The organism is Rahnella sp. R3(2024) (genome assembly GCF_042920125.1).
GTDB lineage: Bacteria > Pseudomonadota > Gammaproteobacteria > Enterobacterales > Enterobacteriaceae > Rahnella > Rahnella rivi.
On the sequence record NZ_JBHGBU010000002.1, the window covers coordinates 232056 to 253419 of the forward strand.

Annotated in this window: 15 protein-coding genes and 1 pseudogene; 9 read left to right on the plus strand and 7 right to left on the minus strand. The window is 55.1% G+C overall.

Annotated features, from left to right (window positions below; translation table 11 throughout):
- Positions 1–90: 90 nt before the first annotated feature.
- Complete coding sequence (locus tag ABSH60_RS21535) at positions 91–1482, minus strand: aldehyde dehydrogenase family protein (RefSeq protein ID WP_390976081.1); 1392 nt, start codon at positions 1480–1482, stop codon at positions 91–93.
- Between the two features lie 101 nt (positions 1483–1583).
- Between ABSH60_RS21535 and ABSH60_RS21540 the strand changes: the two genes are divergently transcribed.
- Together ABSH60_RS21540 and ABSH60_RS21545 are read left to right on the plus strand one after the other, a co-directional pair.
- Positions 1584–2462, plus strand: coding sequence for a LysR family transcriptional regulator (locus ABSH60_RS21540; protein ID WP_122096954.1), 879 nt, complete (start codon positions 1584–1586; stop codon positions 2460–2462).
- Positions 2463–2911: 449 nt separating this feature from the next.
- Positions 2912–3325 (plus strand): H-NS family nucleoid-associated regulatory protein, encoded by a 414-nt coding sequence (locus tag ABSH60_RS21545; protein ID WP_122096830.1) that lies wholly within the window; start codon positions 2912–2914, stop codon positions 3323–3325.
- Positions 3326–3720: 395 nt separating this feature from the next.
- On the opposite strand, the gene panE is transcribed toward ABSH60_RS21545, so the two are convergent.
- Positions 3721–4644 carry a 2-dehydropantoate 2-reductase gene (gene panE, locus ABSH60_RS21550; RefSeq protein ID WP_390976084.1) on the minus strand — a complete coding sequence of 308 codons (924 nt, stop codon included), beginning with the start codon at positions 4642–4644 and terminating at the stop codon, positions 3721–3723.
- A gap of 176 nt (positions 4645–4820) precedes the next feature.
- Here panE and ABSH60_RS21555 point away from each other — a divergent pair.
- Positions 4821–5582 (plus strand): annotated as a pseudogene (locus ABSH60_RS21555) (Fic family protein); the annotation flags it as partial.
- A gap of 48 nt (positions 5583–5630) precedes the next feature.
- Here the strand turns inward: ABSH60_RS21555 and ABSH60_RS21560 are convergent.
- From ABSH60_RS21560 to rhaS (ABSH60_RS21575), 4 genes are all read right to left on the minus strand, one after another.
- Positions 5631–6653: an ABC transporter permease gene (locus tag ABSH60_RS21560; RefSeq protein WP_371414328.1), complete on the minus strand. Its 1023-nt coding sequence runs from the start codon at positions 6651–6653 to the stop codon at positions 5631–5633.
- Positions 6650–7663, minus strand: a complete 1014-nt coding sequence (locus ABSH60_RS21565) for an ABC transporter permease (RefSeq protein WP_183849432.1) — start codon at positions 7661–7663, stop codon at positions 6650–6652. Before ABSH60_RS21565 ends, ABSH60_RS21560 begins: the two co-directional genes overlap by 4 nt.
- The gene (locus ABSH60_RS21570; protein ID WP_056779794.1) at positions 7660–9171 is read right to left on the minus strand and encodes a sugar ABC transporter ATP-binding protein; all 1512 of its coding nucleotides are present in this window, start codon (positions 9169–9171) and stop codon (positions 7660–7662) included. The genes ABSH60_RS21565 and ABSH60_RS21570 overlap by 4 nt, the downstream gene beginning before the upstream one ends.
- 62 nt (positions 9172–9233) lie before the next feature.
- Positions 9234–10226, minus strand: a complete 993-nt coding sequence (gene rhaS / locus ABSH60_RS21575) for a rhamnose ABC transporter substrate-binding protein (protein ID WP_056779797.1) — start codon at positions 10224–10226, stop codon at positions 9234–9236.
- Between the two features lie 391 nt (positions 10227–10617).
- On the opposite strand from rhaS (ABSH60_RS21575), the gene rhaS (ABSH60_RS21580) reads away from it, so the two are divergent.
- The 4 genes from rhaS (ABSH60_RS21580) to ABSH60_RS21595 all read left to right on the plus strand — a co-directional run bounded on the left by rhaS (ABSH60_RS21580) (position 10618) and on the right by ABSH60_RS21595 (position 14952).
- Complete coding sequence (gene rhaS / locus ABSH60_RS21580) at positions 10618–11436, plus strand: HTH-type transcriptional activator RhaS (RefSeq protein ID WP_390976087.1); 819 nt, start codon at positions 10618–10620, stop codon at positions 11434–11436.
- Positions 11437–11638: 202 nt separating this feature from the next.
- Positions 11639–13078: an aldehyde dehydrogenase gene (gene aldA, locus ABSH60_RS21585; protein ID WP_056779802.1), complete on the plus strand. Its 1440-nt coding sequence runs from the start codon at positions 11639–11641 to the stop codon at positions 13076–13078.
- A gap of 75 nt (positions 13079–13153) precedes the next feature.
- Positions 13154–13735 carry an LUD domain-containing protein gene (locus ABSH60_RS21590; RefSeq protein WP_390976089.1) on the plus strand — a complete coding sequence of 194 codons (582 nt, stop codon included), beginning with the start codon at positions 13154–13156 and terminating at the stop codon, positions 13733–13735.
- Positions 13736–13875: 140 nt separating this feature from the next.
- A complete protein-coding gene (locus ABSH60_RS21595) occupies positions 13876–14952 on the plus strand; it encodes a hypothetical protein (protein WP_390976091.1) in 1077 nt (358 codons plus the stop codon).
- 13 nt (positions 14953–14965) lie between these two features.
- On the opposite strand, the gene ABSH60_RS21600 is transcribed toward ABSH60_RS21595, so the two are convergent.
- Complete coding sequence (locus ABSH60_RS21600; protein WP_390976093.1) at positions 14966–15721, minus strand: alpha/beta fold hydrolase; 756 nt, start codon at positions 15719–15721, stop codon at positions 14966–14968.
- A 373-nt stretch (positions 15722–16094) separates the two neighbouring features.
- Here ABSH60_RS21600 and pqqU point away from each other — a divergent pair, with 373 nt between their 5' ends.
- On the plus strand, positions 16095–18248 hold the full coding sequence (gene pqqU / locus ABSH60_RS21605; RefSeq protein WP_390976095.1) for a TonB-dependent receptor PqqU: 2154 nt from the start codon (positions 16095–16097) through the stop codon (positions 18246–18248).
- Between the two features lie 157 nt (positions 18249–18405).
- Positions 18406–20805 carry a glucose/quinate/shikimate family membrane-bound PQQ-dependent dehydrogenase gene (locus ABSH60_RS21610; protein ID WP_183849444.1) on the plus strand — a complete coding sequence of 800 codons (2400 nt, stop codon included), beginning with the start codon at positions 18406–18408 and terminating at the stop codon, positions 20803–20805.
- Positions 20806–21364: the final 559 nt, after the last annotated feature.

A 21364-nucleotide genomic window follows, 5' to 3' on the forward strand; every position in this document is an offset into this window, starting at 1 on the left:
TGCTGATGCCAGCAAAACGGCAGAGAGCGAAAGGATATAATCACAGGATGCTTCCATCCTGTGATTATCGGTCAGGGCGGGGGATGACGATTACTTGCGGTCGGTCCAGACGGTTTGCACGTTACAGAATTCACGTAAACCAAAGTGTGAAAGCTCGCGGCCATAACCACTTTTCTTCACGCCGCCGAAGGCGACGCGCGGATCCGATGCGCTGTAACCGTTGATAAAGACTCCGCCGGTTTCCAGTTCGCCGGTCATCTCATTTGCCAGATCGAGATTGGCCGTGAAGATCGTCGCACTCAAACCAAACTCGCTGTCGTTTGCCAGCTCAACGGCATGCCGCGCATCACGCGCCACGGTAATGGCGGCGACCGGACCAAACAGTTCCTGACGGAACGCCGTCATCTCCGGTGTCACGTCCCCGAGAACCGTCGGCGTATAGAAGTTACCTTTACCGGCCATCTTCTCTCCGCCGAGCAGCAAAGTTGCGCCCTGCGCCAGACTGTCCTGTACCTGTTGATCCAGCTCATCGCGCAGATCGTAACGGGCCATCGGGCCGATGTACGTGGCCTCGTCCAGCGGATCACCTGTCACCAGCGCCTGCGTTGCGGCGACAAATTTCTTCGTAAAGGCATTGAGCACGCCCGCTTCGACAATCATGCGTTTTGCGGCGGCACACACCTGCCCGGTATTTTGATAACGGCCTGCGACCGCAGCCGCCACGGCCGCATCCAGATCTGCGTCGTTAAGCACGATAAACGGATCTGAACCGCCGAGTTCGAGCACACATTTCTTCACCGCTTTACCCGCCAGTTCGGCAATGGCAGCCCCGGCGCGCACGCTGCCGGTGACGGTGACGGCGGTAACGCGACGATCGGCTATCATCCCCGCCACGGCGGGCGTATCGACATTAATGACACCAAACGCACCGGCAGGGAAACCGGCTTTCAGCACCGCCTGCTTCAACCTATAGGTAGTGCCCATAACGTTCGGCGCCGGTTTTAGCAGAAACGTATTTCCGGCGAGCAGCGCCGGCACTGCGCCGCGAAGTATCTGCCACACCGGAAAATTCCACGGCATTATCGCCAGAATCATCCCCGAGGGGCGGTAATGGATGTGCGCTTCACCGTTATCAACCTGCGTGGGTTCCGGTGCCAGCATGGCCGGGCCATGTTTGGCATACCATTCACACAGGCTGGCTGACTTCTCGACTTCCGCGCGCGCCTGTTTTACCGGTTTACCCATTTCAAGGGCGATCATGCGGGCAATGTCTTCACTGTCATCTCGCAATTCAGCGGCCAGTTGCAGCAGATGCGTGGCGCGATCGCTGATGTCCACATTGCGCCAGTGTTTAAAGGCGTCGCTGCCCTGAGAAACGGCGGCTTCCAGCGCCTGGGGTGAATCATAGGCGTAGTCAGCAAGGCGTTCGCCGTTGAACGGATTCAGTGAAATAGCGTGAGTCTGGGGAGTGGCCTGGGTCATTGATTTTTCCTCATCAGGAGTGATGGAGAGAGAATAACGGCTTGCGAGTTTCATTAAAAATGAATAAAAATGAACTTTCCTTTCATTTTTTGAGAATGGCTATGAATCTGTCACAACTGGAGATGTTCCGCGCCGTGGCCCAAACCGGCAGTATCAGCGCCGCCGCGCTGCTGGTGCACCGCGTACCCTCCAATCTCACCACCCGTATCAGGCAACTGGAAGCCGAACTGGGCGTGGAATTGTTTATCCGCGAGAACCAGCGGCTTCGCCTGTCACCGGCTGGCCGAAATTTTCTCAGCTACAACAACCGTATTCTGGATTTGGTGGAAGAGGCGCGGATGTCCGTATCCGGCAGTGAACCGCAGGGCGTATTCGCGCTGGGGGCACTGGAAAGTACCGCAGCGGTGCGCATTCCGCCGCTGCTCACGCGTTATCACCAGAAATTCGGCAAGGTCGAGCTGGCGCTCAGCACCGGTCCTTCCGGAGAGTTGCTGGAGAAAGTGCTCGAAGGGGAGCTGGAAGCCACCTTTGTTGATGGCCCTGTGCTGCATCCGGTGCTCGACGGTGTGCCGGTCTATCAGGAAGAGATGGTGATCGTCGCGCCACACGACCATCCGCCAGTGACCCGCGGTCAGGAAGTGAACGGCGAGATTGTGTATGCCTTTCGCGCCAACTGTTCCTACCGGCGGCATTTCGAAAGCTGGTTCAGGGAAGATGACGCTGCGCCGGGCAAAATCTATGAAATGGAGTCTTACCACGGGATGCTGGCGTGCGTTATTGCCGGTGGCGGGCTGGCGCTGATGCCGCGCAGTATGCTGGAAAGTATGCCCGGCAGCAGCACGGTCAGTTGCTGGCCGCTGGCGGAGAATTACCGGTTTCTGACGACCTGGCTGATATGGCGGCGGGCAAGTCTGACGCGAAATCTCTCGGAATTCGTGACCATGGCGTCGGAGATCAGCCCTCTGCTACCTGCAAAATAATTTGCCAGTCCAGCGCGAGTTTGAACATCAGGCAGCCCGCAAAGACGTAAAACAGGGTTTTGTACATGGTGAAAGGAACGACTCTTATGTGATTTGCGTCACATTCTAAGTCGGGTGATGTGAATTCTTCCAGCGGATTTTTCGCAAATTCTGTGTTTAACATCTGGAAAAGGGGACTTTTTCCGGAAGGGGGGTTAAAAAGATAAACTCTCTGCGGAGAATGGCGATATAAGCAACATTATATCGGGCGCATCATTCACTCTGCGACACTATTAAAACTAAGAGTAAAAATTTCACTTAATGGAAATGTCAGTTAATACAAAGAAACAAACAGACAGAATATTGCGTAACAAGCTGTAATATTACGCTGGCGCAATTGATATAGTTATTTGTTTGTGTAGAATCAGACGCACTTTCAAAAAATAAACTCTCATACTGGCAGGAACATCATGGACAACGCATTAAACGTTTTGAATAATATCCGTACACTTCGCGCACAGGCACGTGAAATGCCTTTAGAAACACTGGAAGAAATCCTCGAGAAGTTGACGGCCATTGTTGAAGAATCTCGCGAAAATGTAAAAGCAGTGAGCGCTCAACAGCAAGAACGTAACGAGAAATTATCTAAATATCGCAAAATGCTGGAAGAAGACGGCATTGATATCGATGATCTGGTCACGCATCAGGGCACGAAAGAAACCACCAAAACCAAGTCTAAACGCCAGCCACGCCCGGCCATTTATCAATACAAAGATACCAACGGCGAGCAAAAAACCTGGACCGGTCAGGGCCGTACGCCATCAGCAATTAAAATTGCTCTGGATGGCGGTGCGACGCTGGAAAGCTTCCTGATCGCGCGTTAATGATACGACCGTATTACTGATGTTTCTGGGATTTCCTGTTTTGTTAACGCGAAACAGGAAGTCACGGATAACAATATTGCTCTTTCCTTACCCGTTTTTATTTTCAAAAATCCCAGTCTATTGAGTCACCTGATAATACTTTTCCTCTGCGCGTTGCGATCTTTTAAGATCCTTTCCCGTCTCTGAACACATCTTCACCAGTAAAGTAAATGTAAGTTTTTCACTGCCGCTTCTGTGTTGGCCGGATATTGTTATATGTGAATGATGACGAACTGGCTGAAATTTTGCATCCCTGTAGCCAGTGGGGTTTATTCAGAGAATGTGCTTTATATTATTAGGGGATAAGATAAGGATCGAAAAAATAGCCCGCTACGGGAACGGGCATCAGGAAAGAATTAAGCGTTCTGGCGGTTCTTCTGGTACACACAAAGATGGGTATATGCCGCCTGTAAAAGCGGAACATTTATTCCCACACGAATTGCGCGTTCTACCAGATCGCCGACAATCTGGTCTGCTTCTACCGGGTTACCCTGCGTCATATCGCGGTACATGGAGGAGGTTTGCTCAGAGTGTTTGTCGGTGACGGCTTCTTTGACTTTCGCCACTGCCGCCGCGCGTTCTGCATAACCGAACGCTTTCATGGTGGTCAGCGCTTCATTAACGATGCCTGTCGCAAACTCCGTGCCGCCCGGTGCAGACGCTACCTGGCCGATATTGCCGTGCATGGTGCAGGTGATCGCGCCAAAACTGCAAAGCAAAAGCCATTTCTCCCACAGATCGGTCATGATCGTTTCAGAAAGGAATGCCTCGAAACCCGCCTCTTTGAACGCCTGATCGACACGCTGAATGCGCGCGGTTTTTTCGCCAGAGAGTTCACCGTAATAAATCTGGTGCATAGGGGTCATCTGGTGGATATGGCCATCGGCATCCAGGGTCGCGTTGATTTTGCATAAACCGCCGAGGAGGGCGTGTTCGCCAAAACGCTGGCTCAGCGTTTCTATATGCTTCATGCCGTTAAGCACGGGCAGGATCATCGTATCTTCACCTACCACCGGCGCGATGTCCTTAATCGCCGCTTCCAGCCCGAAGCTTTTCACTGTCAGCAGGATCAGGTCATAAGGTCCGGTGAGTTGCGATGCCTGTAATACTGACGGCTGGAAATGGAAATCACCGTGCGGACTGTGCACGGTCAGCCCGTCGCGCTGAACCGCAAGCGCGCGCTTTTCACGTAAAAGAAACGTCACATCCTGCCCGGCCTCCGCCAACCGCGCACCGAAATATCCGCCGGTCGCGCCCGCGCCCACAACGAGAATCCGCATATATATTCCTCATAGTTCAAGATATTCAGAAACAAACCCGAGGGTGTAAACTACGGCAGACAGTGCCTTTGAATCAAGTGTCAGGGAATAAAGGGCTGGGAGACAGTAAAGAAGAATTTTTGATGATTTTGTCGCGTGATACTATTCACTCTCATTTTTTCTTCAAGGAGCACTGAATGGCCGGTTATCAGCCACCGTACAGTATCACGCCGGCCATTTTGCACCGGGTCGTTGAGGTTGGCGAATTACTCGGGCGCTGGGCCGCGCATGCGGAACAGTCATCAGTCCTGCTGCGCAAAGAAAACCGCATCCGGACCATTCAGGCTTCCCTGGCGATTGAACATAACAGCCTGTCTACACAGCAGGTCACGGCCATCATGGACGGCAAGCGCGTGCTTGCCCCGCAAAAAGACATTCAGGAAGTGCGTAACGCCATTCTGACTTACGAACAGCTTTCCGTCTGGAAAAGCTATCGTCTTGAAGATGTCCTGAAAGCCCATCAGCTGATGATGACGGGTCTTGTGGATGCGCCGGGCTACCTGCGTCGCGGTGATGTCGGGGTCTATCGAGATAATCAGCTGATTCATATGGCTCCGCCCGCCGGTCAGCTCCCACGCCTGATGGCGGAGTTGCTGAACTGGCTGAAGGAAACCGATATTCATCCGTTGATTGCCAGCTGTATTTTCCATTACGAATTTGAATTCATCCACCCGTTTGCCGATGGCAACGGAAGAATGGGGCGTTTGTGGCAAACCTTGATCCTCAGCCAGTGGCGACCTGAGCTCGCCTGGCTGCCCGTGGAGACGCTGATTCACAATCAGCAACAGGATTATTATCGCGTGCTTGGCGAGTGCGACCGTGCCAGTGATTGCACTGCATTTGTCGCATTTATGCTGGAGAAACTTGTGGACGCATTACGCGAAGGGATTGAAACACAGCTCTCGAACTAAACTCCCCGCCCGCAGGCGGGGATAACACACCTGGCGCTATTTCCCCCGCGCCAGAACTTTGCGGTACAGCACCGGCAGCGAAATCACCACGATCAGCATCGCGCCGACAATCACCGACATCACAATGCCCGGTACATTCAGCAGGCTGAGGCCGAAGGTCAGCAGCCCCATCAGGAACGCGGCGATAATCACGCCGGTCATGCTGCCGGAGCCACCGAGCACGCTGACACCGCCGAGCACCGCCATGGTGATCACGCTCAGTTCCCAGCCGAGCGCCAGCGTCGGACGCGTGCTGCCGAGGCGTGAGGTCAGCAACACCGACGCCAGCCCGGACATCACACCCACCAGCACGAACAGCGTCAGGTTGTGGCGTTTGACGTTAATGCCTGAATACCACGCGGCGACCGGATTGTTGCCGATGGCGTAAGTGCGGCGGCCAAAATTCGTTTTGTGCAACAGGAAATAAAACACCGCGCCGAGCACCAGGAACAGCGCGAATTCAAACGACAGCGGCCCCCAGACGTAGCCCTGACCAAACCATGCAAAACTGGCCGGATACTGGTTGAGCGACTGGTCACCGAGCAGCACATAAGTGATGCCACGGAACAGACTCATGGTGCCGATGGTGATGACGATAGACGACAGATTCAGCCGCGTAACCAGCAGCCCGTTGACCAGCCCGCACAGCAATCCTACGCTTAGCCCGACGCCGACCAGCGCCGGCGTGGGTAAACCCGCCTGCGCGCAGAACCCCATCACCGTTGAGCTCAGCGCCATGGTTGAGGCGACTGACAAATCGATTTCGCGGGCGATGATCAGCATCGCCATCGGCAGCACAATGATGGCTTTTTCGGTGAAGTTAAAGGTCGCGTCCGACAGATTCCAGATATTGAGGAAGTAGGGCGAAGCGAGGGCATTCACGCCAAATACCAGCAGCGTGACCACCAGTAAAAAACCTTCCCAGCACATCAGGCGGCGGAAAAACGGCGTGGCGGCCAGGGTGGTTTTTTCTCCGGCGGCGGAATGCGGCGCGGTGCGCGATGCTAAGGTCTTGTTCATGATCTTACCCCGGTTTCAGTTCGCACAGGCTGGACAGCAGGAGAGTGACGCAGGATCAGCCGTCCTTTACGTTTATTGGCGCGTTCGTTGAGGATCACCGCGATCACAATCACGCCGCCGGAAATCGCCATCTGCCAGAACGGCGACACTTCAATCACCGGCAGGGCATTGTTGATAACGCCGAGGAACAGCGCGCCGAGCAGGCAGCCGACCACTGAACCGATGCCGCCCATGGTGCTGATGCCGCCGATGACGCACGCCGCAACAATCTGCAATTCAAAGCCGTTGGCGACATCGACGTACGCCACCGCGAAGCGTGAAATCCACAGATAGCCACAGAATCCGGCCAACGCGCCGGAAAGGCAGAAGCTGACGAACTGCATTTTGCCCGCATTGATGCCGGTGTAATACGCCGCCGTCGCGTTGCCGCCTGCGGTATATAACGCGCGACCGGTGCGGCTGTAACGCAGGAAGTACGCCACCAGAATCAGCGCGGCAATCGCGCACCAGCCGAGCAGCGGCAGGCCGATAAAGGTCGCACGTGGCAGGCTGAGAAAATCCGGGCTCATCTGATGGGCGTTGATCCAGCCACCGTTAGAGAGCAGAAAAATGATGCCGCGATAAATGCTCATGGTGCCGAGCGTGACCACAATCGGCGGAATACCGACTTTCCACACCAGCAGGCCGTTAATCGCGCCCATCACCAGCCCGAGCAGCGTCGCCAGCACCACCAGCGACCACACCGGAATATCCGGATGATGGAAGTTAATCAGCGCGACGATCATCCCGGTCAGCGCCAGATTCGCCGCCATCGATAAATCGATGCCTTTGGTCAGCAAAACCATCATCTGCCCGAGGGCGAGGATGATCAGAATCGAGGTATCGTTAAACATCTCCAGCAGATTACCGATGCCGATAAACTCCGGCGAACGCGCGCCCACGGCGAGCACCATCAGGACAATCACCACCGCCAGCAGCAGCTCGCGGTATTTCAGCAGGTTTCTGATCATGCTGCCTCCTCGCCCGCGCCACTGGCGGCGCTGACAATCATTTCTGCGCTGGCTTCACCGGCCCTGAATTCCGCCACCATCAGCCCTTCATGCATCACGATGATGCGATCTGCCATGCCCATCACTTCCGGTAATTCGGATGACACCATAATCACCGCCAGCCCGCGCCCGACCAGTTCAGACATAAACTGATGCACCGCCGCTTTGGAGCCGATATCAATGCCTTTTGTCGGCTCATCGAGAATGATGATGTCCGGTTTCGTGGCCAGCCATTTGGCAATGACCACTTTTTGCTGATTCCCGCCAGAAAGCGTGCCCACCGCCTGTTTCCAGCTCGATGCCTTGACCTGCAACCGCCGGGCGTAATCATCTGCCAGCGCCCACTCTTTTTTGTCATTGAGTACGCCACGCGGATTGAGCTGGCTGAGCTGCGGCAGGCTGATGTTCTGGCTTATGGGTAAATCAATGATCGCGCCCTGTTTCTGGCGCTCTTCCGGCACGTACACAATCCCCGCCCGGATGGCCTGAGAAGGGCGCGAGAAGTGCTGCTCTTTGCCGTTGATCAGGATCTTGCCGCCGCCCGGCTGTGTAACGCCAAACAGCGCCTGCATCAGCTCGGTGCGTCCGGCGCCCACCAGCCCGTAAAAGCCGAGGATTTCGCCTTTGCGCAGCGAGAAATTAATGCCTGAAAATTCGGTCGGATGGCTGAGGTTTTGCACCTCAAGCACCGTTTCGCCCGGCGCGCAGTTCACTTTCGGGTAAGCCTGACTGACTTCACGGCCAACCATCATGGTGACCATCTGCTGTTCGCTGATGTCGCTGATTTTGCCGGAACCGACATAGCTGCCATCGCGCAATACGGTGTAGTAATCGGAAATAGAGAAGATCTCGTCGAACTTGTGCGAGATAAACAGGATGGCTTTGCCTTCATGTTTCAGGCGTTCGACAATCTGATAAAACTCAACAATTTCATGCTGAGAAAGTGCGGCGGTCGGTTCGTCGAGGATCACCACCTGCGCATCAAACGACAGCGCGCGGGCGATCGCCACCATATGGCGCTGCGCAATGCTCAGGTCTTTCAGCGTGGCGTGCGGATCGATGTTCACTTCCAGGCGGGTCAGAATGTCGCGCGCCTGCTGATGCATCGCCGGCCAGTTCAGGCGTTTGAACAGCCCGCCGTAAACGTAGTGGCCGACGAAGATATTCTCGGTAACGGAAAGCTCGTCAAACAACACGGTTTCCTGATGAATGGCGGTGATCCCGACTTTGTGCGCGGATTCCGGCGTCGGCAGTTTGATCGGAATGGCTTTGTAGCGCAGTTCACCCTCTTCCGGCTGATAAATTCCGGTCATGACTTTCACCAGCGTCGATTTCCCCGCGCCGTTTTCGCCAATCAGGGCGGTGACTTTTCCCGGATATAAATCCACATGCACATTGTTCAGTGCCCTGACGCCCGGAAAGACTTTGCTGATGCCTTTTAGTGATAAAAGCGGTGTGGTATCGGTCATAGATGTCCCCTGACGAAGCACAACAAAACGGCTGACCGCAGACCGGTCAGCCGCATTCAGGATCAGAATATTTTAGAGAATTTGTCGATGTTGCTGGCGTCGTAAACGAACGGTTCTGCCATTGCGCCGCTGCCGTCAGCGTCCAGTTTGACTTTGCCTAAACGGCCCATGCTGGCTTCGGTTTTGGTGGCGGTACCTTTGACTAAATCGTCAGCCAGATAGGTGGCGGCGTAACCGAGATCGATCGGATTCCAGATGGCGAAGCTTTTGGTCGCGCCGGATTTTACGGCACCGGCCATTTCAGACGGCAGCCCCAGGCCGGTCACGTACACCTTGCCGATTTTGCCCTGATCTTTCACTGCCTGCGCCGCCGCCACGATACCCACGGAAGACGGAGAAATAATCACTTTCAGATCCGGATAGGATTTCAGCAGGCCGATGGTTTCACGGTAGCTTTTATCTGACAGATCATCGCCATACGCAACGGTCACCAGATTCACCGAAGGGTATTTCGGCAGCACCTTTTTCATCTCCGCAATCCACAGATTCTGGTTAGTGGAGGTTGGGGTAGCGCTCAGGATAGCCACGTCGCCTTTCTCAACGTTCAGGGCTTTCAGCGCGTCGGCGGCCAGTTTGACGTTGGTTTCGCCAATCAGCGCATTGTTAGACGGATTAAGGTGGATCTGACGGCCGTCTTTGGCGACACCGGAATCCCACGACACCACTTTAATGCCGCGCTGCATGGCTTTTTTCAGCACCGGTACTAACGCATCCGGGTCATTGGCGGAAACTGCGATGGCATCGACACCCTGCGCGATCAACCCGTTCAGCACTTCGATCTGCGCCTCGGCGGTGGTTGTCGTCGGGCCGGTGTAAATCACTTTCACGTCGCCCAGTTCTTTCGCTGCCTGCTGCGCGCCCACGTTGGCCGCTTCAAAAAATCCGTTTCCCAGTGATTTCGCGACCAGTGCAATTTTCACTTCTGCCGATGCCGCGCCTGCCAGCAGGATACTGCTCGCCATCAGGGTAAGGCTCAGTACGTGTTTTAATTTCATTGTTTGTACTCCGCATAAAGTTTAACGACCAAAAGTTGCCGACGCGCCAGGCGCATGATCACGACTCTAGGAGGTTGCTGATAAACTGACCTTTCCGCGAGTGCCAGTTCTAAGCCAACTATGGCAAAGGTGCAAAGGTTTAAGAGAACAACCTCACAAATTGATAACAATGTTGTGGCGGGCAACGCAAACGGTCAGAAAAACACAGGTTTTTGATACAGAAAACCCGCACTAAAATCAGGCGTAAACCTGCGTCGCACAGCGGATTTCGAAGGATCAGAGGCAGAAAGAAAGGTTTTGTTCAAAAGCGGCTGATGGGTCACAGTTTCAGCCTGATGCGAGGGGGCAGCGACGACTAAGATATTACGATAATGTTAATAAGGAGTCGCAAATGACCGTGTTACGCAGTAGCGAATATTTTGCCTCAGGAGATTTCCCGGTCGCCATTGAACCCCGTTATCCGCAGGAGACGTTTCCTGAACATCATCATCAGGATTTTAATGAAATAGTGCTGGTCGAACAGGGCACCGGCACCCACGTTTTTAACGATCAGCCGCTGTTGCTCAGCGCGGGCAGCGTCTGTTTTGTGCGCCACCGCGATCATCATCTCTACGAAGACACCGATAACCTGCACCTGACCAACGTGCTGTACCGCAGCCCGGAGGCTTTTCGCTTTCTGAATGGTCTTGGCGATCTGCTGCCGCAGGAAGTGGATGGCATTTATCCGGCGCACTGGCGTATCAATCCCGGCCAGATAGTGCAGGCAAAAACGCTGATCGACCTGCTGGCGCGCAAACCGGTCCGAACGTCACCGGAGTCTCAGGCGCAGCAGGAACTGTATTTTATGCAACTCTTACTGCTGCTGCGAAAAGGCAGCCGTGAGGTGGGATACAGCGGGCAGGGCGGTGACCTGAATAATTTGCTCGACTGGATGAATGAGCATTACGACGAAGAGATCGACTGGCCGGTGCTGGCTGAAAAGTTTTCGATGTCGCTGCGCACCCTGCACCGGCAGATGAAGCAGCAAACCGGCTGCACGCCGCTCAACAATCTCAACCGTCTGCGCCTGCTCAATGCCCGCAACCTGCTGCGATTCACCGACAGCTCGATCACTGATATTGCGCATCAGTGCGGCTTCTGCGACAGCAACTACTTCTCCACTCTCTTCAAACGTGAATTCGGCTACGCTCCCCGCAACGCGCGTTTGTGATCTTGAGACGTTATCTCCAATTTGCAAAAATGTTACGTCGGGCAGTCCGACCATGACATTTTTGCCATTTCCCACGCCGGGCTGGCAGTGACGGAAAGGTAAAACCCGGTCGGATAGAACAGGCTGTTAAAACTTCACAAAAAAGAACTTATTTTTTAACAACTCGTTCATCACCTCTATCCGTACTTTGGAGACTCCAGCTATGGGCACAGTTCAGAAACGTATGTACATCAACGGCGAATTTGTCGAAAACACCGGCGGAAAGTGGATTGACGTAGTGAATCCGGCGACAGAACAGGTGATTTCGCAGATCCCTGAAGGCTCGGCAGAAGATGCCAAAAGAGCCATTGATGCCGCCGAAGCGGCGCAGCCGGGCTGGGAAGCGCTGCCTGCGGTGGAACGCGGCGTGTGGCTGCACAAAATCGCCGCCGGTATCCGCGAACGCGAAGCCGAGCTGACGCAAACCATCATTGCCGAAGGCGGTAAAACCTACGGCCTGGCGCAAACCGAAGTGTTGTTCACGGCGGATTACCTGGATTACATGGCGGAATGGGCGCGCCGTTACGAAGGCGAAATCATTCAGAGCGACCGCCCAAACGAAAACATCTTTGTGTTCCGCAAAGCCATCGGTGTGACCACCGGTATTTTGCCGTGGAACTTCCCGTTCTTCCTGATCGCCCGCAAAGCGGCACCGGCGCTGATCACCGGTAACACCATCGTGATCAAACCGAGTGAAATCACCCCGAACAATGCGGTGATCTTTGCTGAAATCATTCACCACATCGGCCTGCCAAAAGGCGTGCTGAACATTGTCACCGGCTACGGCCCGACCGTCGGGCAGGAACTGGCAGCCAACCCGAAAGTTGGCATGGTCAGCCTGACCGGCAGCGTGGCGGCGGGTATCGCCACCATGACCGCTGCGGCGCAGAACGTCACCAAAGTTTCGCTGGAGCTGGGCGGCAAAGCGCCCGCCATCGTGATGAACGACGCCGATTTAGATCTGGCGGTAAAAGCCATCGTCAGCTCGCGCGTCATCAATACCGGGCAGGTGTGTAACTGCGCCGAACGTGTCTATGTGCAGCAAGGCGTCTACGACGAGTTCATTTCGCGCCTCAGCGCTGCCATGAAAGAAGTGACCTTCGGCAACACTGCGGAGAAAAAAGAGCTGGATATGGGGCCGCTTATCAGCGCTGCAGCATTACAGCGCGTGGAAGACAAAGTGGCGAAAGCTGTCTCACAGGGCGCGAAAGTGCTGCTTGGCGGTAAGCGCGAGGGCGGCACCGGCTTCTTCTACCCGCCAACGTTGCTGGTGGATGTGAAGCAGGAAATGCCGATCATGCACGAGGAAGTGTTCGGCCCGGTGCTGCCGGTCGCGACGTTCAACACGCTGGAAGAAGCCATCGCGATGGCGAACGACAGCGAATACGGCCTGACGTCGTCGATTTACACCAGCAACATCAATACGGCGATGAAAGCGCTGAAACAGCTGAAATTCGGTGAGACTTACATCAACCGCGAAAACTTTGAAGCGATGCAGGGCTTCCATGCGGGCTGGCGTAAATCGGGTGTCGGCGGCGCGGACGGTAAACACGGCTTGCAGGAATATCTGCAAACCCACGTGGCCTATCTGCAATTCCATTGATCATTTAACCCTCTCCGCCGGAACAGGATCGCCTGTTTCCGGCGTGAGGTGACTTCTACCAGACAAGGACACGCCATGCGCCGCAGCGATTTTCTGACCGCCATCCGCCAGCATAAATTCATTCACGCGCTGTTCCCGGCGGAAGATTCGCAGCCCGATCCTGTGCTGGCTTTTGCGCGCGCGCTGACCCTGAGCGGCGGCATCTGGGATGACCATTTTTTGCAGACACCGCTGACGGGCTATACCACGCTGAACGCTTACCTGCGCGAACTGTACCCGGCAGAATCCCTGTTTTGTTCCGCGACACCGGAGATTATCGCGGACATCGATTTTGACGCCCGTACCCCGGCGACCGCGTTGAAAGACGCGGATGTCGGCGTGGTGCGCGCCTGTTTTGGCGTCGCCGACACCGGTGCGATTTTTCTCAGCGACCCTGCGCTTGCCGTAAACACCCTCAGCGCAATGGCGAAAAACCTGGTGGTATTGCTCGACGTCAAACATATCGTCGCGCATCTGCACCTCGCCCACCGTCAGCCGCAGCCCTTTAATGCCCGCTACGCCATTATGATCACCGGCTCCGCCGCGACAGCCGACAGTGAAAGTGCGCTGATGCTGGGAGCAAAAGGGGTGACGAATCTGCGGGTGATCGGGATCTGACCTCAAAAAACCGCAACATCACCTGTCCTGCCCCGCTCAAAATAACTCCCCTAAATAAAAGAAATCCTATCTGATACAATCAGTAAATCGATGTACATCGGGCATGTCCTGAATATTTCCTGTGAGTGAGCGCGACAACCATGAGCGTGATACAAAGCCTTATCAAACAAGCCTTTGGCACCGGCAACGGTCACGAAGCGGCCACTTTCCTCGCCAGCGCCTGCAACCGCATGAAGGCCATGGATAAAATATCCATCGCCCGTGAAGTGGAAAGCGCGCTCAGAGGCGTCAGTTTCAGCCGTGCCGAGGCCGATAAAGCTAAAGTCAAAACCGTTTTTAAAGATACGGCTGTCACCGTCGAAAGGCTCGCCGCGCTGGAAAAACAGGTGCGCAGCCTGACGCATGAACTGGCGGTGGCGCGCAACAAAACCGACGGCGGCAACCCTGAAGAGCTGGCCCGGCTGCAAGGGGAGTTGTACCGCCTCAACACGCGGGTCAGTGAACTTCTTAACCAGTCTGAACGCCTCAAAAAACAGCACGCCGATGAACTGGCGCTCATGCGCTCACGCCAGCGCGCGGCGGGCAATTCCACCTCGGCAGAACTTGACGCCGCCAACAGCCTGATTGCCTATACCGGCAGCCAGATGTCCGCCATGGCGGCGGCACGCGACAGCCTGCAACAGCGGTTAACCGCGCTGGAAACGGAGTCCGAACGCCGCCTGCGTGACGAAGAAGATAAACGCCATGCCGCCAACCGTCGTGCAGACGGCAATTACGCACTGCTGGGCCAGCAAAAAGAGCTGACCGCCGAAGCCAACCGTAAAATCACCCAACTGCGGGTGAACCTGAAATCGCAAGAGTACGAAGGGCAATCGGCGAAGAGCGAGGCGGCAAAGCTGAATAAGCAGATCGCCGAACTGATCAGCGAAAACAGCCGCTTAGCGGCGCAATCTCAGCATCATGAAGCGCAGTGCGAAAGCCTGAACAGCGCCCTGGGGCGAACTCAAAAAGAGCTCGCCGCCTGTAAAGCACAAAAAGGACGTTTCACCCGCTGGATCCACATTCCCAGCGCCATCATGGGCCTCGCCGTGGTCGGCCTGGTGATGTACACCGATGACCACACCGGGCATCTGTCAGACAGCCTCACCCCGGCTGCATTTTTGGGGTGCGTGGTCTATGCCCTTTCGCTCATGATTGCTTTCACCCGCAGGGCGTAGAGCGGGGGAAACCTTACTTCACCCCCATTGCCGCCTGCTCAATCAGGGCGGCCACTTCTTTCGGATGTGACTCATACACTGAATGGCTGGCACCGGCGATTTCGACGGTGTGGCTGTGTGCGCGTCTGGCGTACATCCGCTCTAAATCCGGGTTAATGATTTTGTCGGACATGGCCACCATGTACCAGCTGGGTTTCACTTTCCATGCCGGGTCAGGAATGTTGGCGGTGAAGACGCTGGCGGAGGTCAGCATCTGCGCCTTAGCTTCAAATTCCGCCTGTTTACGTGGCAGGTCGGCCGCAAAGTCGGACGGGAACACCGCCGGGTTGATGTAGAGGAATCCGTCCGGCGTTTTGACAAACGGGTGCGCCGAGTTGGGGAATTTCTTACCGTTGGTCGCTTCCGTTTCACCGTTGTCCAGCGCGTGTGCCGCGATATACACCAGCCCCGCCACGTGCGGGTCATTTCCTGCTTCCGTGATGATCGCGCCGCCGTAGCTGTGGCCCACTAGGATCGCCGGGCCATTTTGCTGATCCAGAATGCGTCTGGTGGCCGCCACGTCTTCCGGGAAGGAAGTCAGCGGTTCCTGCACCAGCGTCACGTTATAACCATCGTGCGTCAGAATGTCATACACCGGACGCCATCCCGAGCCGCCCACAAATGCGCCGTGCACCAGCACGATATTTTTTACCGGAGCCGCCATCGCCGCCTGAGAAGCGAATGCCGCCGCAGCGGCTACTATTAATGTTGAAGCTAAACGAAAACGCATGGCAATACCTCATGGAGTTTCTGAAACCGGGGGTGAGGTGCCACTGTGGGCGTCTGGCTCTGTCAGGGGAGTGACGGGCGGATGACAAAAACGACATTGATTGCCGGTTGTTTCCATACGCGCAGATAACAGGCTGCCGCGCGCGCAAAGATCGCCCGCCATGTACCTTGCGTGCGGAATTTTGTTAAAAAGTTATATTTGTAAAGTTGCGTATGTACTAACAGGAAGAAAATAACTATAGTTAGCGCCTTCCTGATTCTCCATCAGATTGATGGTTTTTTGTCTACTCCTAAAGTCTAAAAGTGAGATGTGCATCGTATTTTAACGCGGCTCTCCGCTCGCACTTTTAGCTAACAGAAAAAGAACGCCTAAAGTGAACGCCAAAACCTCTGCTTTTATCATCACCTTTTTGTCATTTTGTAGCCCGGTTTCAGTCAGTTACGCACTCTCTGCTACCGATACACCGAAAAGTGACACTGACGACGCCTCCGACTCATCTTCACTGATGATCATCAAAAAACAGGGCACCGGTGGCCTGTCCGAGCTGGACACCCCGGCAGCGGTCAGCGTGATCGACGGCGACGATTTCAGAAACAGCAAAGCGCAGGTCAATCTCTCCGAAAGCCTCGGCAGCGTGCCGGGTTTACAGGTGCAGAACCGCCAGAACTATGCGCAGGACCTGCAACTTTCTGTGCGCGGGTTCGGCAGCCGTTCCATGTACGGCGTGCGCGGCGTGCGGATTTACGTTGATGGTATTCCGGCGACCATGCCGGACGGGCAGGGTCAGACGTCGAATATCGATCTCAATTCCGTCGAGCGCGTTGAAGTGCTGCGCGGGCCTTTCTCGGCGCTGTACGGTAATGCCTCCGGCGGCGTGGTGAACGTGGATACCCAGACCGGTTCTCAGCCCGCGAAACTGGAAGCAGGTACGTATTTCGGCAGTTACGGATCTTTTCGTAACAGTGTGAAAGCCAGCGGCGCGACCGGCGACGGCACCCACGCGGGCGATGTGAATTACCTGATCTCCGGCTCCCGTTTTACCACCGACGGTTATCGCGACCACAGCGGTACACAGAAAAATCTCGGCAACGGCAAACTGGGCGTGCGCATTGATGATGACAGCACCCTGACGCTGATGTTTAACAGCGTCTCTGTTGATGCCAACGATCCGGGCGGCCTGACAGAATCTGAATGGCACGATGACCCGAAGCAGGCCAAGCGTGCCGATCAGTACAACGCACGTAAATCGCTGGATCAGACACAGGTCGGGTTGCGCTATCAGCGTCAGATGGGTGAGAACGACGAATTCAGCCTGATGACCTATCACGGCGAGCGCCACACCACGCAATACCAGACCATTCCGGCCGCCTCGCAGAAAAATCCGCTGAATGCGGGCGGGGTGATTGTTCTTGAACGTAAATACTCCGGCGTGGATACCCGCTGGAAGCATGACGATCACATCGGTTCGGTGCCGTTCTCGGTCACCGGCGGGCTGGATTATGAAACCATGACCGAGCGTCGCTTCGGTTATGAGAATTTAGACAGTCAGGGCGATCTGGGCGTGAAGGGCAACGAGCGCCGTAATGAAAAGAACGTCATGTGGAACCTCGACCCGTATCTGCAAACGACGTGGAACCTGACGCCGCGCTGGACGCTGGACGTCGGCGCGCGTTACAGCACGGTCAGTTTTGATTCGAAGGATTACTACATTACCGGCAGCAATCCGGATGACAGCGGTTCGCGCCGTTATCACAAACTGTTGCCGATGGCGTCCCTGAACTATGCCGTGACCCCTGCGCTGAACACCTATATTTCAGCCGGTCGTGGTTTTGAAACGCCGACCATCAACGAACTCTCCTACCGCACCGACGGCAACTCTGGCCTGAATCTCGGGCTGGAACCTTCCACCAGCAACACCGTGGAGCTGGGCAGCAAATGGCGCGTGGGCAACGGTTTAGTCACCGCGGCGGTCTTCCAGACCGATACTGATGATGAGCTGATCGTGGCGCAAAGCGTCGGGGGTCGTTCAAGTTACACCAACGCCGGTAAAACCCGTCGTCGCGGCCTGGAACTGTCTTTAGATCAGCAGTTTGAAGAAAACTGGCGCGTCAAGATGGCCTGGACGCTGCTCGATGCCACCTTCCGTAATGAAACCTGCGGATCCGGTGACTGTACGCCAGCGGGCAACCGTCTTCCGGGTATTGCCCGTAACATGGGCTACGCTTCACTGGAGTGGGCACCGGTTGATGGCTGGCACGCCGGCGCCGATGTGCGCTACATGAGTGACATTGAAGTGAATGACGAAAACAGCGAGCAGGCACCGGCTTACACCGTCGCCAGCGTGAATGCGGGTTACCGCTTCAACTGGGACAAAGTGACCCTCGACCTGTTTACCCGCGTCGATAACCTGTTCGACAGAAACTATGTCGGTTCGGTGATCGTCAACGAGGGCAATGGCCGTTACTTCGAACCGGCACCTGGCCGTAATTACGGTGGCGGAGCGACGCTTTCTTACAGTTTCGAATAAATTCAGTTTGTAGAACCACGCAGTGCTGCCCGTGACCTGCACTTTTTGAAGTCGGGCAGCACACGCAAGGAATGACACCCGGTGAGAACCGGATGTTCTTGAAGATTCGGCTTACGCCTGAATCGACGATTATAAAAAATCAGTAAGGTCATCAACTATGGAAACGAAAGCCTCGTTATCACGCATCGTCGTCATAATTACCGCTTTGTTCGCCGCGTTAAGCGGGATTTATCTTCTTGTCGGCGGTATCTGGCTGGCAAAATTAGGTGGTTCTCTTTATTACATTATTGCCGGTGTTATCTCGCTGGTCACCGCGTGGCTGTTGTACCGCCGCCGCTCTTCCGCCTTATTGCTCTACGCGATTTTCCTGTTCGGCACCACCGTGTGGGCCGTATGGGAAGTGGGCACAGACTTCTGGGCACTGACGCCGCGTTTAGACGTCACCTTCTTCTTAGGTCTGTGGATCCTGCTGCCGGTGGTTTACAACCAGATGCTGGCGAAAAACGCTTTCGCACGCGGTGCGCTGGCGGTATCCCTGCTGTTCACCGTGATCGTGCTGGGTTACTCCATCTTCAACGACCCGCAAGTGATCAACGGCACCCTTAAAGCGGCGGATTCTGCTCCGGCAAAATCTGAATCCGGCATTCCTGATGGTGACTGGCCTGCTTATGGCCGCACTCAGGGCGGTACCCGTTACTCGCCACTGAGCCAGATCAACGATAAAAACGTCAGCAAGCTCGACGTGGCCTGGACTTTCCGTACCGGTGACCTGAAGACCCCGAACGATCCGGGCGAAATCACTGACGAAGTCACGCCAATCAAAATCGGCGACATGTTGTACCTGTGTACGCCGCACCAGAAGCTGTTTGCTCTGGATGCCGCGACCGGTAAAGAGAAGTGGAAATTCGATCCGCAGCTCAACTCCAACCCGACGTTCCAGCACGTGACCTGCCGTGGTGTGTCTTATCATGAGACGACGCCAGCGGCGGAAGGTAACGCCGCGAATGGCGCAGCGCCTGCTGTCTGTTCACGTCGTATCATTCTGCCGGTCAACGATGGCCGTCTGTTTGCGCTGGACGCTGAAACCGGCGCACGTTGCCCGGCATTCGGTAACAACGGTGAGCTGAACCTGCAAGGCAACATGCCTTACGCGACACCGGGTCACTACGAGCCAACCTCACCGCCAATCATCACAAAATCTGTGATCATCGTGGCCGGTGCAGTTACCGATAACTACTCAAACCGCGAGCCTTCAGGCGTTATCCGTGGCTTTGATGTGGAAACCGGCAAACTGCTGTGGGCCTTCGATCCGGGTGCGGCTGAACCGAACAAAATCCCTGCGGATGGTCAGCACTTCACGCCGAACTCCCCGAACTCATGGGCGCCTGCGTCTTATGATGACAAACTGGATCTGGTTTACCTGCCTATCGGCGTGGCAACACCGGACATCTGGGGCGGCAACCGTACGCCGGAAATGGAACGTTACGCGAGTGGCCTGCTGGCGCTGAATGCGACCACCGGTAAACTGGCGTGGTTCTACCAGACTGTTCACCATGATCTGTGGGATATGGACGTGCCTGCCCAGCCAACGCTGGCAGATATCACTGACAAGAGCGGCAACAAAGTTCCTGCGATTTATGTACCGACCAAAACCGGTAACATCTTCGTGCTGGATCGCCGTGACGGTAAGCTGATTGTTGAAGCCCCTGAAAAACCTGTTCCGCAAGGCGCAGCGAAAGGCGACCACGTTTCTCCGACTCAGCCGTTCTCCAAACTGACCTTCCGTCCGGAAGCGAAACTGACCGGTAAAGACATGTGGGGCGCAACGATCTACGACCAACTGATGTGTCGTGTGATCTTCCACAAACTGCGTTATGAAGGCACCTTCACACCGCCATCCGAGCAGGGCACTCTGGTGTTCCCAGGTAACCTCGGTATGTTCGAGTGGGGCGGTATCTCTGTGGACACTGACCGTCAGGTGGCTATCGCTAACCCGATCGCACTGCCATTCGTGTCTAAACTGATCCCACGCGGTCCGGGCAACCCTATCGAGCCAGATGCGAACGATAAGGGCGGTTCCGGTACTGAAACGGGCATTCAGCCACAGTACGGCGTGCCATTTGGCGTGACGCTGAACCCGTTCCTTTCTCCGCTGGGCTTCCCTTGTAAACAGCCTTCATGGGGTTACATCTCCGGCGTTGACCTGAAAACCAACGAAATCGTGTGGAAAAAACGTATCGGTACCGTGCGCGACAGCTCACCGTTACCGCTGCCGTTCAAAATGGGTATGCCGATGCTTGGCGCACCGATTTCTACCGCCGGTAACGTGTTCTTCATCGCAGCGACCGCAGATAACTACCTGCGCGCATTCGATATGAGCAACGGTGACAAACTGTGGGAAGCACGTCTGCCAGCAGGCGGCCAGGCGACGCCGATGACATATTCTGTGAACGGTAAACAGTACGTTGTTATCGCCGCAGGCGGTCACGGTTCGTTCGGCACCAAACTGGGCGATTACATCATCGCTTACGCACTGCCAGACGCTGACGCGAAATAATCAGCCGTCATACGCTGTGAAATGTGAAAGGCCGCGAAAGCGGCCTTTTTTTATGGGCGGTCAGGCATAAAATAAGGGATGATTCGCTGATTATTCCTGAGTGAATCCCGTCAGCATCGCCGACTTTCTGAAAGAGTTACACCGCTTAACAATCACCCGGTCGCCCTTTGCATGGAGACATTTTCGCTCTGCGCACGCACTGCCGCTCAACATGAGGCGGCGGATGCGGGTTTGTGTCAGTTTTATATAAGTTTTTTATAAAGGTGATATTAATAAATTTAATCTATAAAAATCATTTCCCGCCTAATTATATTTTCCTGATATCAATTTATTCACGCCCACTGAACAGTATGCGTATTTTAGACTGGCAATCTTTCACGGTTTAGCTATAACTCTTAAGGCAAATTACTTAAGAATCTTCTTAGATGCTCATCATTTTTAGTGACATGTCCGCATGCCGTTCAGGCATCTGAATTGTTGCAGATCTATTCCGCGCCGGGCTGTGCAGGGTGCGGGGATATATTTTATTACGTGAAAAAATTAAAACCTCATGGATAAC